The sequence below is a fragment of the Enterobacter sp. Sphag1F genome, from assembly GCF_014193275.1.
Lineage (GTDB): Bacteria > Pseudomonadota > Gammaproteobacteria > Enterobacterales > Enterobacteriaceae > Pantoea > Pantoea symbiotica.
This window is the reverse complement of record NZ_JACHZD010000001.1, coordinates 1178735-1192292: the sequence shown is the minus strand read 5'-3', so window position 1 is coordinate 1192292 and position 13558 is coordinate 1178735. Positions and strand designations below refer to the sequence as shown.

The following is a 13558-nucleotide window of genomic DNA, read 5'->3' as shown; positions in this document are numbered from 1 at the left end:
ACGTGGCGGTTCCTGACGTCGATGACGGATGCGATGCGCTATCCGGGGAAAGAGATAGCGGACCTGTACAGCCATCGCTGGGAGATAGAGCTGGGGTATCGGGAAATCAAGCAGGGGCTGCAGGATAACCGGCTGACGCTGCGCAGCAAAAAACCGGAGATGGTGCGTCAGGAGCTGTGGGGCGCGCTGCTTGCGTATAATCTGGTGAGATATCAGATGATAAAAATGGCGTCGACGCTTAAGGGATACTGGCCTAATCAGCTGAGCTTCAGCGAGTCTGCGGCCTGGGTCATGAAGCTGCTCTGGACGCTTGAGGGCGCGTCACCGGGGCGGATCCCGGAACTGGTGAAAAATGTGGACGCGATAGCGCAGATAGTCAAACTGCCGGGGCGACGGGAGAGGTCGTTCCCGAGAGTGGTGAAAGAGAGGCCCTGGAAGTACCCGACAGCCAAAAGAAGAAATGCCAGTCAGGCTTAACTGACTGGCATTAGGCCGTAAGGCCCGTTTTTATTTGTATCGCTTAGTGAGCGCCACCACCGCCACTGCCCGCACCAAATGGTGGACGCGCAAACCACACCAGAACCAGCAAGATCAAGAACACTCCCGCCGATGCCCAGAAGATCTCATTCGCCGAGATAATCAGACCCTGATTAGTAATTTGCTGCGCGATATACGCCGAGGCCTGCTGCTGGGTCATGCCCAGACTTTCCAGCTGGTCATACATCTGCTGTGAATTGACGTTGTACGGATTCACCGACTCCGACAGATAGCTGTGATGCATCGATTCACGGTTACTCCACATGGTGGTGGTGATCGAGGTACCAATGGAACCCGCCAGCGTACGCACGAAGTTCGACAGGCTCGATGCCGCCGCCATACGTTCTGGCGGTAAGCCTGAGAGCGTAATGGTGGTGAGCGGCATAAAGAAGCACGCTACCGCAAAGCCCTGAATAAACTGCGGCCACGCCGATGCACCAAAATCCATTCCCGGCTCAAACGTGTAGGCGCGCCAGTAGAAACAGACGGCATACATGATGAAGCTGAAGGTCACCAGCTTACGCATATCCAGCTTGTGCGCGAAGCGGCCAATGATCGGCGACAGGATTACCGGCAGAATCCCCACCGGCGCCGACGCCAATCCGGCCCAGGTGGCGGTGTAGCCATATACCTCCTGTAACAGCTGCGGCAGTAACACTATCGAGCCGAAGTAGAGCATATAGGCGAGGCTTATCGACAAACAGCCGATGGTGAAGTTGCGCATCTTGAACAACGACAGATCGACTATCGGATGGTCGTCGGTGAGCTCCCACACCAGTAACACCAATAGCGCCACCACGGCGACCACCATCAGCACAATGATTTCGGTGGAGCTAAACCAGTCGAGCTCTTTACCGCGATCCAGCATCACCTGCAGCGAGCCAATGCCCACCACCAACAGCACCAAACCCACCATATCGATCGGGCGAATTTCGGTTTTGGTTTCACGTCCGCGCAGCGTTTGCAGCGTCAGTAACACCACCACCAAACCAATCGGTACGTTGATGAAGAAGATCCAGCCCCAATGATAGTTATCGCTGATCCAGCCGCCCAAAATCGGGCCGCAGATCGGCGCGACAATCACCGTCATCGCCCACAGCGATAGCGCCACGCTGCGTTTCGCGGGTGGATAGTTGTTCAGCAGCAAACTCTGCGACAGCGGAATCAGCGGACCGGCAACCACGCCCTGAATGATACGGAAGAAGATCAGCATCTCAAGGCTTTCGGACATGCCGCACGCCCATGAGGCGATCACAAACAGGATGGTCGCCCAGGTAAACAGCTTCACTTCACCGATGCGCTTCGCCAGCCAACCGGTAATCGGAATCGAGATGGCGTTTGCCACCCCGAAAGAGGTAATCACCCATGTGCCCTGCGAGTTCGAGGCACCGAGGTTACCGGCGATGGTCGGAATCGCCACGTTAGCGATGGTGGAGTCGAGTACCTGCATAAACGTCGCCAGCGACAGGGCGATGGTCATCAGGACTAACGGCGCACCTTCAAGCGGTTTTTGTGCCATAACAGCCTCCCGCGGCGTTAGTCAGCGTTGGCACGAACGATGTCAGTAATCAGCTGGTTAACCGGCGCGAGGTCGATTGCCAACGCATTACTTTCATACGCGGCTTGCGAACGCGCGGCACTGGCCAGCGTGGCGCCATCTTTGTTCTGCGTGTCTACTTTCACCAGCGTGGAGAGGCCGATACGCAGCGGATGTTCCGCCACTTGTTTCGGATCCAGCTCGATACGCACTGGCAGACGCTGAACCACTTTGATCCAGTTACCGGTGGCGTTCTGCGCAGGCAGCAGCGAGAAGGCGCTGCCGGTACCCATATCCAGACCTACCACTTTGCCATGATACTCCACGTCATCGCCGTAGATATCGCTGATCACCGTGGCCGATTGGCCAATACGCACACCCGCAAGCTGTGTCTCTTTGAAGTTCGCGTCGATCCACAGATTGGTGGACGGCACCACCGCCAGCAGCGGCGTGGTAGTGGAGATTTGCGAACCCACCTGCACGCTACGACGTGAAATGAAGCCATCGATCGGGCTACGGATTTCAGTACGCTGCAGCGCCAGCCAGGCATCGCGCAATTCAGCCGCACTCTGCTGTACCGCCGGCTGGTTTTCCAGCGCGGTATTCAGAATCATCGCCTGGTTAGCGTTGTATTGCTGCACTGCCACATCCAGCTGTGCTTTGGCGGTTGCCACGGCATCACGCGAGTGTTGCAGTTCTTCGCGACCAATCAAATTAGACGCGCCCAGCGGCTCGCGGCGTTTCAGGTCAGCTTCGGCCTGTTCCAGCGCGGTTTGTTGCAGCTTGATGGTGGCTTGATACTGCTTGCCATTGATCATCAGCTGGTGGGTTTGACGCACGCTGGTGGCCAACGCGGTCTGCGCTTTTTCAAACGCCTGCTCGGCATCGGTTTTATCCAGCGACACTAAGACGTCGCCTTTCTTCACCACGTCAGTGTTATCAAACCACACTTTGTTTACGCTGCCGGAAACCTGCGCCATCACCTGCACCTGGTTACCTGCCACGTAGGCATCATCGGTTTCCTGGAAGTGACGCAGCACCAGATACCAGTAAGCCAGATACGAAACACCAATAATTACAAACACGATAGCCAGCAGGATCAGCACACCTTTGCGCTTCTTCTTTTTATTCGCTGGCTGTTGCGGGCTTTGAGCTTCCGCTGTCGCACTCATGTCGTTCTCCACGTTTTCCATTTAGTCGGGATGTGCTGATCCTTCAACACGGTTGCCCGAGTCGAAAAAGCCAGCGCTTGAGCGCTGGCCGGACAAAAGGGGATTAAAATAGCGATTTCGGAAGGTGATTGTGTCGCACTTCTTGCTATTAGCGTGACAGGGAAGCGATAACCTGATCTTCGTCCATTTTATCGAGACGGTTAAGTAACTTACGGGTAATCGATTCCAGCTGATCCTGCTCGTTAGTGGAGAGCGAAGACCACAAGTATTGCAGGCTCTGATGCTGCGGTGGCAGCAGCTGACGCAGGAACTCATTACCTTTTTCGGTCAAATGCAGATGCAGGCAGCGACGGTCGTTCTCGCTTTCACGGCGTTCGATCCAGCCGCGCTTCTCCAGCTCATCGGCGATACGCGTGGCATTGGTGCGTGAAGAGCCGAGAGCAGAACTCAGTTCTGAAGGCTGAATGCTCTGATTTTCCTGCGCATCAAGGGTAATCAGCGCCATGAATAAGGTCTCGTTAATTCCCTGCGCCTTCAACATTTTGTTGCGATTATCCAGCAGTTTTCCCTGCATATGCATGCACAAGCGGGTCAGAATGATCTCCTGCAGCGGAAAATCTTTATGGCGGTTAGCACGGATGTTTAGCATCTGTTCAATGGGAGTAAACGAACTTTCCATTTTAAAAAAACCTCTTAGTTGCAACTGGTATAGTAATGATGGTGACAGATTAAGCGTAGTCACAATTTCCGCAGGTGATTGTTAGTACGATCACATTGTCAACATCTGACATTCCAGGTTGTTCCTTAACCCAGGGCATTTCGCCCTGACATCCCGCCTGATCATGCAAGCAGCCGATGTCATCAATTGATCCCGGGAAACCTTTTTACTGATAAATAATTTCGCGAGAAAAAATAACTCTGGTGAATAACTGCGCTGCTAACCATAACAAAGCCAATCATCAATGAACAGTATCGCTCAGCGGTTTGGTCTCATCTTTACGATTTCTAAACACTTTTAGCACGCAGCTTGTCCACTAAAATCAAGGTGTTGATTAACATGCTCTTAACAACGTCCGCGCGGAAGCGATACCAGCAAAAATGATGGAATTCGATCGCTAAGCGGGAAGCATTCATTGCGCGAGGAGAAGAGAGATAATCATTTGTGGGTAATAGTAACCGAAAAAATTATTTCAATGGTGTGTTAATTAACAGGACGTACCAGTGCGCTATAGCGCACGCTTCGCTTATTGGGGAGAGGGAAAGATTGAGACAGTCACTTACCGTAGCGGCGCAATTTATTGCGCAAAGTGATTTTAGTGCATTTATCGCAAGAAAAACGGCGCGATAAATCGCGCCGCCACAATACCAACGCTAATGTAAATTGCGTTACTTCGCTGCCGCCAGTGCGTCCTGAATCCACTTATCGAATTCCGCCTGGTGACCTTTGATCCAGCCATCAACGTGGCCATTGATATCGGCTTCAGAAGCGTGGCCCGCATGCATCGCTGCATTCTCGGCGTTGATGTCGCCAATTGGCAGCTTCATCTCAGCAAACAGTTTTGCTGCTGCCGGATTTTTCTCGGTCCAGGCTTTGTTGGCGACAATGTGCATGGTGTTCACCGGGAAACCGTAGTTAGCACCGTTCGCCAGCTTGGTATCAACTTTGCTCTGTTCGCCTGGCAGTGAAGAGAACGGCACCTGCAGCCATACCACATCTTTACCCGGCTTCAGCACATCGCTGACCCAATACGGTGTCCAGGTGTAGTAGAACACCGGTTTGCCCTGCTTAAAGCGCGTGATGGTATCGGCGATCATCGCCGAGTAGTTGCCCTGATTGTGCTCTACGGTATTGCTTAGCTTGTAGGCATCAATCTGGTGATTAATCACCGCTTCACAGCCCCAGCCTGGCGTACAGCCCGTCAAATCAGCTTTGCCATCGCCATTGGTATCAAACAGCTTGGCGATTTTTGGATCTTTCAGCTGCTCAATATTGGTGATGTGATACTGCTCGGCGGTTTTCTTATCGATCAGGTAACCCTGCGCAGCGCCACCGACGTAAGTGCCTTGACGATAAAACTTCGCATCGCCGCCCGCTGCTTTATACATATCGTCGTGCAGCGGTTTCCAGTTGGTGGCAATAAAGGTGGCATCACCGGCTGCGATAGTGGTGTACGCCACGTTGTAATCAATCTCGCTTGGCTTCTCAACGGTATAGCCGAGTTTCTCCAGAGCGCGGCTCACCAGCAGCGTCTGGAAGGTCTCTTCAGATATGGTGCTTTGAGTCGGTTTAACGGTGATGCCTTTACCGGGCAGGTCGGCGGCGGACACGTGCGTCGCGGCGAACGTCGTCAGGACGGCAGCGATGAGAGCTGTCTTGCGCATAGTCATTCCTTATTTTACGTGTTACGTCGGAGACGGGCGGCCGCAGCGGACCGCCCATTGAAATCAGGCTTTTTTACTGAAGGGGCGTAGCAGCAGACCCAGCGGTCCAGTGCTGTACCAGTGACGGCTGCCACGGCTGCGGCTGTCGCGGCCCATCGACTGCGTCAAACGATCGAGGATGATAGCGAGAATCACGATGCCCACGCCGCCGACGGTGGCGAGGCCCATATCCAGGCGACCAATGCCGCGCAGCACCATCTGACCGAGACCGCCAACCGCGATCATCGAGGCGATGACTACCATCGACAGCGCCAGCATCAGCGTCTGGTTTACGCCGGCCATGATGGTCGGCATCGCCAGCGGCAGCTGCACTTTGAATAGCATCTGACGCGGACTGGCACCGAAGGATTCACTCGCTTCAATCAGATCGGCCGGCACCTGCTTAATGCCAAGAATGGTGAGGCGCACAATCGGTGGCAGCGCAAAGATAATGGTCACCACCACGCCCGGCACGTTGCCGATACCAAACAGCATCACGATCGGCACCAGATAGACGAAGGCGGGCGTGGTCTGCATCGCATCCAGCAGCGGACGAATAATGCGCGCGGCACGTTCGCTGCGCGCCAGCCAGATGCCGAGTGGCAAGCCGATGATGATGCAGAACAGCAGGGCGGTTAGCACTAGCGCCAGCGTTACCATCGCCTGCGACCAGGCACCAATCGCGCCGATGGCAATCAGCGAGACCAGCGTGGCAATACCCATCGCCGGGCTGGCAATCTGCCAGGCGATCAGCGCAAACACTACAATCGCCACCGGCGCGGGCATGCCAAGCAGTAACTGCTGGAACGCGCTGAGGATGTAATCCACCGGCACGCGAATGCCCTGAAACACCGGACGGAAATGGCTCACCACCCAATCGATGCCTTCGGTTACCCAGCTATCGAGTGGAATCCAGGTTTTATGGAACGGATCCATGATGTTGAAATGTTCTGGCGCGGGAGCGGGCGCGCTGCTCAGCCAGTCGCTGCTGCTGGCAGCATTGCTGGCGGCATCGTGGCCACCGCTGCTGGCGGCGGAGGGATCGCCCCATGCATCGGCGCTGTTATTATCAGCAGGCGCGGCACCGCCGCTCGCCCAGGGATCGCTGCTGCTGGCGGCGGCGCTGGTATCGGTTGTGGCAGGTTGCTGGGTGGTTTGGCTGGCGCTTTCCCACGGATTCGCTGTTTGTTCACTCATAATTAGGCTCCTTCACGGTCTAAAGCACGCAACAGCATGCTTTTCGAAATGATACCGATGTACTGATTCTCCTCGCTGACCACCGGCACCGCGCAGGGCGCTTGTGCCACATGCGACAGCAGATCATTCAGGGAGGTATCGGCAGGAACCGCTAACGGCGTGTCGAGCAGGGCGCTATCCAGCCCTTCACCGGCCGCCAGCGCGGCTTTCAGTGAATCGGTGGAGACCACACCAACAAACTTCTGTTTCTCCAGCACATAGCCATATTCGCGATCTTCATCCTGCAGCAGCTTGATGGCGGATCGCGGGCCAAAACCGGCGGCTTTACGGATCAGTGAACCTGCGCTGCGACGCGCAATATCTTTGGCGCTAAACACGTGACTGATATCGACGCCGCGGAAGAAGGTGCGTACATAATCGTTGGCAGGATTATTGAGGATTTCATCCGGTGTGCCGACCTGCACCACTTCGCCGCCCTGCATAATGGCAATACGGTCGCCAATACGCATCGCTTCATCGAGGTCGTGAGAAATAAATACGATGGTACGCTGATGTTTCGCCTGCAGTTTTACCAGTTCATCCTGCATTTCGGTACGAATCAGCGGATCAAGTGCTGAGAAGGCTTCATCCATTAATAAAATATCAGGATTAATCGCCAATGCGCGGGCTAATCCAACGCGTTGACGCATGCCGCCAGAAAGTTCATCGGGATAAGAGTGAGCGTAATTATCCAGGCCAACCTGACGCAATGCTTCCAGCGCTTTTTCCTGACGTTCCGCCAAAGCGACGCCGGCTAATTCCATGCCAAAAGCAGCGTTATTTAGCACCGTCATGTGCGGCATTAATGCGAAGGATTGGAATACCATGCTGATCTTATTTCTGCGTACTTCACGCAGTTCCGATTCCGATATTTTGGCAATATCGACACCGTCTATGATTACCTGGCCGCGAGTGGGCTCGATCAGACGATTGAGAAGGCGAACCATGGTGGACTTACCTGAACCTGAAAGCCCCATGATGACGAAGATCTCGCCTTCTTCAATGGCCAGACTGGCATTTTTGACGCCAACAGAGAGACCGATTTTTGCCAGAATACTCTCTTTGCTTTCGCCTTTATCGATCAGCTTAAATGCCTTTTCGGGATTATCCCCAAATACCTTATATAAATTCTTTACTTCGAGTTTAATTGCCATGCAGTAATTAATTTCCCGGTTAAATGTTTAACTATTTCTTGTTGTGGTCCTGATTAAATTTAAGCGCCCTATACCCTAACATAGTGAAATTATCTGACAACCCTAAGTGGCGATATTCGGCGGCGCGCGCAACGGTCGATAGCTAAAATCGTCAGTGCTCACAAGGGATGCGAGTGGATTAATTTTTTATGAAGGAGAGTGGGGTTTATCACTATTTCATGGCGAAAATGGTGTCAATGACGTGAAAAAAGATGTTGTGAGGGAAAATAGAGAAGTGCGGTTTAGGGATATTTAAATATCAATTATGACGAGGCGATGGAAATAAATGTGGAATCCAGGTCGCCATCAATGGCGACCCTACGACGTAGGGTGCGCATTAATGCGCACCGGGTTTTAATGTTAAAAGTTCCAGTCTTCGTCTTCGGTCTCGACGGCTTTGCCCATAACGTATGAGGAACCGGAGCCGGAGAAGAAGTCGTGGTTTTCATCGGCGTTAGGCGACAGCGCGGACAAGATCGCCGGGTTCACTGCGGTCAGTTCCGCCGGGAACAGCGCTTCGTAGCCGAGATTCATCAGCGCTTTATTGGCGTTGTAGTGCAGGAAGGTTTTCACCTCTTCAGCCCAGCCGACTTCGCCGTACAACGCTTCGGTATACACCACTTCGTTTTCGTACAGCGCCAGCAGCAAATCAATCGCGAACTGTTGCAACTCTTCGCGGCGACCAGCATCAACGTTTTCCAGCGCTTTTTGGTACTTATAGCCGATGTAGTAACCGTGAACCGCTTCGTCACGAATGATCAGACGAATCAGGTCAGCGGTGTTGGTCAGCTTGCCACGGCTTGACCAATACATTGGCAGCCAGAAACCGGAGTAGAACAGGAACGATTCAAGGAACACGCTGGCGATTTTCTTCTTCAGCGGATCTTCGGCGCGATAGTGCTCCAGCACAATCTTCGCCTTGTTCTGCAACGCTTCATTCTCTTCACTCCAGCGATACGCCGCATCGACATCTGCGGTGTTACACAGCGTGGAGAAAATCGAACTGTACGAACGCGCATGCACCGCTTCCATAAAGGAGACGTTCGACAGCACGGCTTCTTCATGCGGTGTAATCGCATCGTCCATCAGACCCGGCGCACCAATCACGTTCTGGATGGTGTCGAGCAGCGTCAAACCGGTAAACACCCGAATGGTCAGCTGCTGTTGCTGGTGGTCCAGCGACTGCCACGCCGGCAGATCGTTGGAGAGCGGCACTTTTTCCGGCAGCCAGAAGTTGCTGGTAAGTCGGTTCCACACTTCGAGGTCTTTCTCGTCCTGGATGCGGTTCCAGTTAATCGCTTGAATCTGTTTTAGTTGCATAGTTTTCATCACAGTGAGCAGGAGACGCAGCCCTGCACCTCGGTGCCTTGAAGCGCCATCTGGCGCAGACGAATGTAATAGAGCGTTTTGATGCCTTTCTTCCACGCGTAAATTTGCGCTTTATTGATATCGCGCGTGGTGACGTCGTCGCGGAAGAACAGCGTCAGCGACAAGCCTTGATCGACGTGCTGCGTGGCTTCGGCGTAGGTATCAATAATCGCTTCCGGCCCAATCGAGTACGCATCCTGATAAAGGTCGAGATTGTCGTTGGTCATAAACGGTGCCGGATAATAGACGCGGCCGGTTTTGCCCTCTTTACGGATCTCAATGCGCGACACAATCGGGTGAATACTGGAGGTCGCATGGTTGATGTACGAGATCGAACCGGTTGGCGGAATCGCCTGCAGGTTCTGGTTGTACAGCCCATGCTGCATCACCGCTGCACGCAGCGCTTGCCAGTCGGCCTGCGTTGGCAGAGCCAGTCCGGCATCAGCGAACAGTTTTGCCACGCGCGCAGTACGCGGTTGCCACGCTTGTTGTGTGTACTTATCGAAATATTGACCGCTGGCGTATTTCGACTCGGCGAAACCGTCAAAACTCTTCTGATGCTCCTGCGCCAGCAGATTCGAGGTGCGCACGGCGTGATAGGTGACGCAATAGAAGTAGAGATTGGTGAAATCCAGCGCCTCTTCTGAACCGTACGCCATGCCTTCGCGCGCCAGATAACCGTGCAGGTTCATCTGACCCAAGCCAATTGCGTGCGAGCGGCGATTGCCTTCCGCCACCGACGGCACCGAATTGATCTCACTCATCTCGGAAACGGCGGTCAGCGCCCGCACGGCGGTTTCCACGGTTTGCGCCAGATTGCGCGAATCCATGGCATGGGCAATGTTGAGCGAGCCAAGGTTGCAGGAGATATCTTTGCCGACGCGACGGTAGCTGAGATCGTCATAGAACTCGCTGGCGCTATTAACCTGCAAAATCTCGGAACAGAGATTACTCATGTTGATGCGGCCGGCAATCGGGTTGCTGCGGTTCACGCTGTCTTCGAACATGATGTACGGATAGCCCGACTCAAACTGAATCTCTGCCAGCGTCTGGAAGAAATCACGCGGCTTGATGTAGGTTTTGGTGATGCGATCGTCCGCCAGCATTTCGTCGTAATGCTCGCTGATGCTGATGTCACCAAAGGCTTTGCCGTAGATGCGCTCAACATCGTACGGCGAGAACAGCGCCATATCGCGATTCTCTTTCGCCAGCTGGAAGGTGATATCCGGGATCACCACGCCAAGCGACAGCGTTTTGATGCGGATCTTCTCGTCGGCGTTTTCGCGTTTGGTATCGAGAAAACGGAAAATATCCGGGTGATGCGCATTCAGCCACACCGCGCCTGCGCCCTGACGCGCACCGAGCTGGTTGGCATAGGAAAACGCATCTTCCAGCATCTTCATCACCGGAATCACGCCCGATGACTGGTTCTCAATGCGCTTAATCGGCGCACCTGATTCACGCAGGTTGGAGAGCAGGAACGCCACGCCGCCGCCGCGTTTCGACAGCTGCAACGCCGAGTTCACTGCGCGACCAATCGATTCCATATTGTCTTCGATGCGCAACAGGAAGCAGGAGACCAGCTCGCCGCGCTGCTGCTTACCGCAGTTAAGGAAGGTTGGCGTAGCCGGCTGGAAGCGACCGCTCAGCATTTCTGCCAGCAGCTCGCGCGCTAAGGTTTCATTGCCGCGTGCCAGCGTCAGCGCCACCATGCAGGCGCGCTGTTCGAAACTTTCCAGATAGCGTTTGCCGTCGAAAGTTTTCAGCGTGTAGCTGGTGTAAAACTTCCATGCACCGAGGAAGGTGTGAAAAGTGAAACCTGCCGCATCGGCTTCATCGTGCAGCTGGCACAGGAAAGCGAAATCGTACTGATTCAGCACTTCGGCTTCGTAGTAGCCTTCGGCCACCAGATAGCGCAGGCGTTCACCCGCAGAGGCAAACTGCACGGTATTGGGTTGCACATGCTGCAGGAAGAACTGGCGCGTCGCTTCGTGATCTTTGCTGAACTGGATGCGGCCATCGGCGTCATACAGGTTCAGCATCGCGTTAAGCGCGTGGTAATCCGTTAGCGAGCTGTTTAGGGTGTCTGTCGTTGCCAAAATTGGGTCACTCCCGCTTTTACATTAGCGATATCGTCGGGGGTTCCCATCAGCTCAAAGCGGTAGAGATAGGGAACCTGACATTTCTGCGCAATGATGTCGCCCGCCAGGCAATAGCCTTCACCGAAGTTGCGGTTACCGGCAGCAATCACCCCGCGAATCCCGCGTCGGTTGGCATCATCATTGAGGAATTGAATCACTTGTCTCGGCACGGCTCCGCGCGAACTGCCGCCGCCGTAGCTCGGCACCACTAAAATGTAGGGCTGTTCGATCTGCAGGCGCTGCGTGCCGTCAACCGGAATACGGCGGGCAGGCAGCCCAAGACGCGTGATGAATCGGTGCGTGTTTTCCGACTGGCTAGAGAAATAGACCAGTGGAAACATGGCTTATCCCCCGACGGCCGCGAGCTGGCGCAGGCTGGCAATTTTGTCGGGACGGAAGCCACTCCAGTGATCGTCTTGCGTCATCACCACCGGCACCTGGCGATAGCCGAGAGATTTGAGGTTGTCGATGGCTTCTGGTTGGGTATCAAGGTTGATCAGCTGATAGTCGATACCTTTGCGGTCCATGGCATTTTTTGTCGCATTGCACTGGACACAGTTGTCTTTGGTGTAAATAATAATGCGCATGATTCGTATTTCCCTTTGATTGCGGTCAGATTGCGAGATACGAAGCAAATTCCTGTTTGCATCGAACTTCGTCCTTGACGACATTTGGTAGCTGGTTGATGAGTTGAATACTAGATGTAGTGATTAAAAGGGTCAAGCCCACCAGATATAGGGTTTTGTTATTTTGATCTTCGGATAATCGCTAAGCCCAGAGATCATGCGCCTTCCAGGCCGGAAAAATTTTTTGTAAAGGGAATGAGGTGGGAAGGTTGGTTGGATTTTGTGCGATCTGGACCTCATCCCAGCCTTCTCCCGCAAGCGGGAGAAGGAGCCGACCGAGCGAATCATTCCCTCTCCCGCTTGCGGGAGAGGGCTAGGGTGAGGGAAAGCGCGCACCCCCTCGCGCCCACAAAAAAGCCCCGCATCAGCGAGGCTTATTGAGTCTACTTTCAGGCTTATCGGCGTGAAGACACCAGCAGCGCGCCGAGCACTAAACCGATTGCCGCACCCACGCCGACGCCGTGCCACGGCTTGTCGTGTACATACGCATCAACCTGCGTACCGGCGTCACGCGCCGCTTGCGATACGCGACTCTGTCCGCCGCTCAGTTTGGCACGCGTCTGCTTCAGCAGCGCCTGCGCCTGGCTGCGTGCATTATCAACCTCATCTTTAGCTTCACTGCCATAAGATTTAAGTAACGCCTCTAGCGAATCGGCCAGTTCGTTTACATCCTGATTAATATCAATGTCATCGTTTTTTGCGCTTCGATTAAACATTTTTTAGCTCCCTTTGATTTAAAACGTAATACTCAGTGTAGACGAAGCGTGATTAAACGCAGGGATGTGCCAGGCTTTAGGGAAAATTCCGAATGCCCATGCCATCCTGCTGCTGTAAGGTTGCGGGGCTGTGAGAAGAGAGGAGCAAGCATGTATTTACGACCAGATGAGGTAGCGCGCGTACTTGAGAAAGTGGGCTTCGAAATGGATACCCAAACGCCAAAAATTTACGGTTATCGTCGCGGCGAAAACTATGTGTACGTCAATCGCGAAGCGCGTATGGGACGGACCGCCTTAATCATTCACCCGACGCTGAAAGAGAAAAGCCAGAGCTTTGCTGAACCGGCTTCAGAGATGAAAACCTGCGATCACTACACGCAATTCCCACTCTATTTAATGGGCGATTCGCAGGAGCATTACGGTATTCCGCACGGCTTCAGCTCGCGCGTTGCGCTTGAGCGTTATCTGCAAGGCGTATTCGGCGCCTGATCTTGCGCCCCGTCAACGCGGGGCCGCAAATCCTCACTTAATCCTTACCTTCTGCCCCGTTGCAAATCCGCACGCTGACGCGTATAACCCTGTGTCCATATAGATGTTCAGACGTCCATACG

13 protein-coding genes are annotated in these 13558 nt (G+C 54.0%); 2 read left to right on the top strand and 11 right to left on the bottom strand.

The window, feature by feature from the left end; all coding sequences use genetic code 11:
- On the top strand, positions 1-477 hold a 477-nt coding region (locus tag FHW71_RS05440), incomplete at its 5' end, for a transposase (RefSeq protein ID WP_179449808.1).
- 43 nt (positions 478-520) lie between these two features.
- Here the strand turns inward: FHW71_RS05440 and emrB are convergent.
- The 11 genes from emrB to FHW71_RS05385 all read right to left on the bottom strand — a co-directional run bounded on the left by emrB (position 521) and on the right by FHW71_RS05385 (position 12947).
- A complete protein-coding gene (gene emrB, locus FHW71_RS05435; protein WP_179449809.1) occupies positions 521-2056 on the bottom strand; it encodes a multidrug efflux MFS transporter permease subunit EmrB in 1536 nt (511 codons plus the stop codon).
- 17 nt (positions 2057-2073) lie between these two features.
- Positions 2074-3246: a multidrug efflux MFS transporter periplasmic adaptor subunit EmrA gene (emrA, locus tag FHW71_RS05430; protein WP_008101640.1), complete on the bottom strand. Its 1173-nt coding sequence runs from the start codon at positions 3244-3246 to the stop codon at positions 2074-2076.
- Positions 3247-3394: 148 nt separating this feature from the next.
- A complete protein-coding gene (gene mprA / locus FHW71_RS05425) occupies positions 3395-3925 on the bottom strand; it encodes a transcriptional repressor MprA (RefSeq protein ID WP_008101638.1) in 531 nt (176 codons plus the stop codon).
- A 707-nt stretch (positions 3926-4632) separates the two neighbouring features.
- Positions 4633-5628, bottom strand: coding sequence for a glycine betaine/L-proline ABC transporter substrate-binding protein ProX (gene proX, locus FHW71_RS05420; RefSeq protein WP_008101636.1), 996 nt, complete (start codon positions 5626-5628; stop codon positions 4633-4635).
- 63 nt (positions 5629-5691) lie between these two features.
- Positions 5692-6864, bottom strand: a complete 1173-nt coding sequence (gene proW, locus FHW71_RS05415; RefSeq protein ID WP_179449810.1) for a glycine betaine/L-proline ABC transporter permease ProW — start codon at positions 6862-6864, stop codon at positions 5692-5694.
- A 2-nt stretch (positions 6865-6866) separates the two neighbouring features.
- Positions 6867-8057, bottom strand: a complete 1191-nt coding sequence (gene proV / locus FHW71_RS05410) for a glycine betaine/L-proline ABC transporter ATP-binding protein ProV (protein ID WP_179449811.1) — start codon at positions 8055-8057, stop codon at positions 6867-6869.
- Between the two features lie 399 nt (positions 8058-8456).
- The gene (nrdF, locus tag FHW71_RS05405) at positions 8457-9416 is read right to left on the bottom strand and encodes a class 1b ribonucleoside-diphosphate reductase subunit beta (protein ID WP_179449812.1); all 960 of its coding nucleotides are present in this window, start codon (positions 9414-9416) and stop codon (positions 8457-8459) included.
- An 8-nt stretch (positions 9417-9424) separates the two neighbouring features.
- Positions 9425-11563, bottom strand: a complete 2139-nt coding sequence (gene nrdE, locus FHW71_RS05400) for a class 1b ribonucleoside-diphosphate reductase subunit alpha (RefSeq protein ID WP_179449813.1) — start codon at positions 11561-11563, stop codon at positions 9425-9427.
- Positions 11542-11946 (bottom strand): class Ib ribonucleoside-diphosphate reductase assembly flavoprotein NrdI, encoded by a 405-nt coding sequence (gene nrdI, locus FHW71_RS05395; protein ID WP_179449814.1) that lies wholly within the window; start codon positions 11944-11946, stop codon positions 11542-11544. The genes nrdE and nrdI overlap by 22 nt, the downstream gene beginning before the upstream one ends.
- A 3-nt stretch (positions 11947-11949) precedes the next feature.
- The gene (nrdH, locus tag FHW71_RS05390) at positions 11950-12192 is read right to left on the bottom strand and encodes a glutaredoxin-like protein NrdH (RefSeq protein ID WP_008101624.1); all 243 of its coding nucleotides are present in this window, start codon (positions 12190-12192) and stop codon (positions 11950-11952) included.
- 434 nt (positions 12193-12626) lie between these two features.
- Positions 12627-12947, bottom strand: a complete 321-nt coding sequence (locus FHW71_RS05385; RefSeq protein WP_008101623.1) for a DUF883 family protein — start codon at positions 12945-12947, stop codon at positions 12627-12629.
- A 150-nt stretch (positions 12948-13097) separates the two neighbouring features.
- Here FHW71_RS05385 and FHW71_RS05380 point away from each other — a divergent pair, with 150 nt between their 5' ends.
- Entirely contained in the window at positions 13098-13436 is a 339-nt protein-coding gene (locus FHW71_RS05380; RefSeq protein ID WP_008101622.1) for a DUF2002 family protein, read from the top strand.
- The last annotated feature ends 122 nt before the right edge of the window (positions 13437-13558 follow it).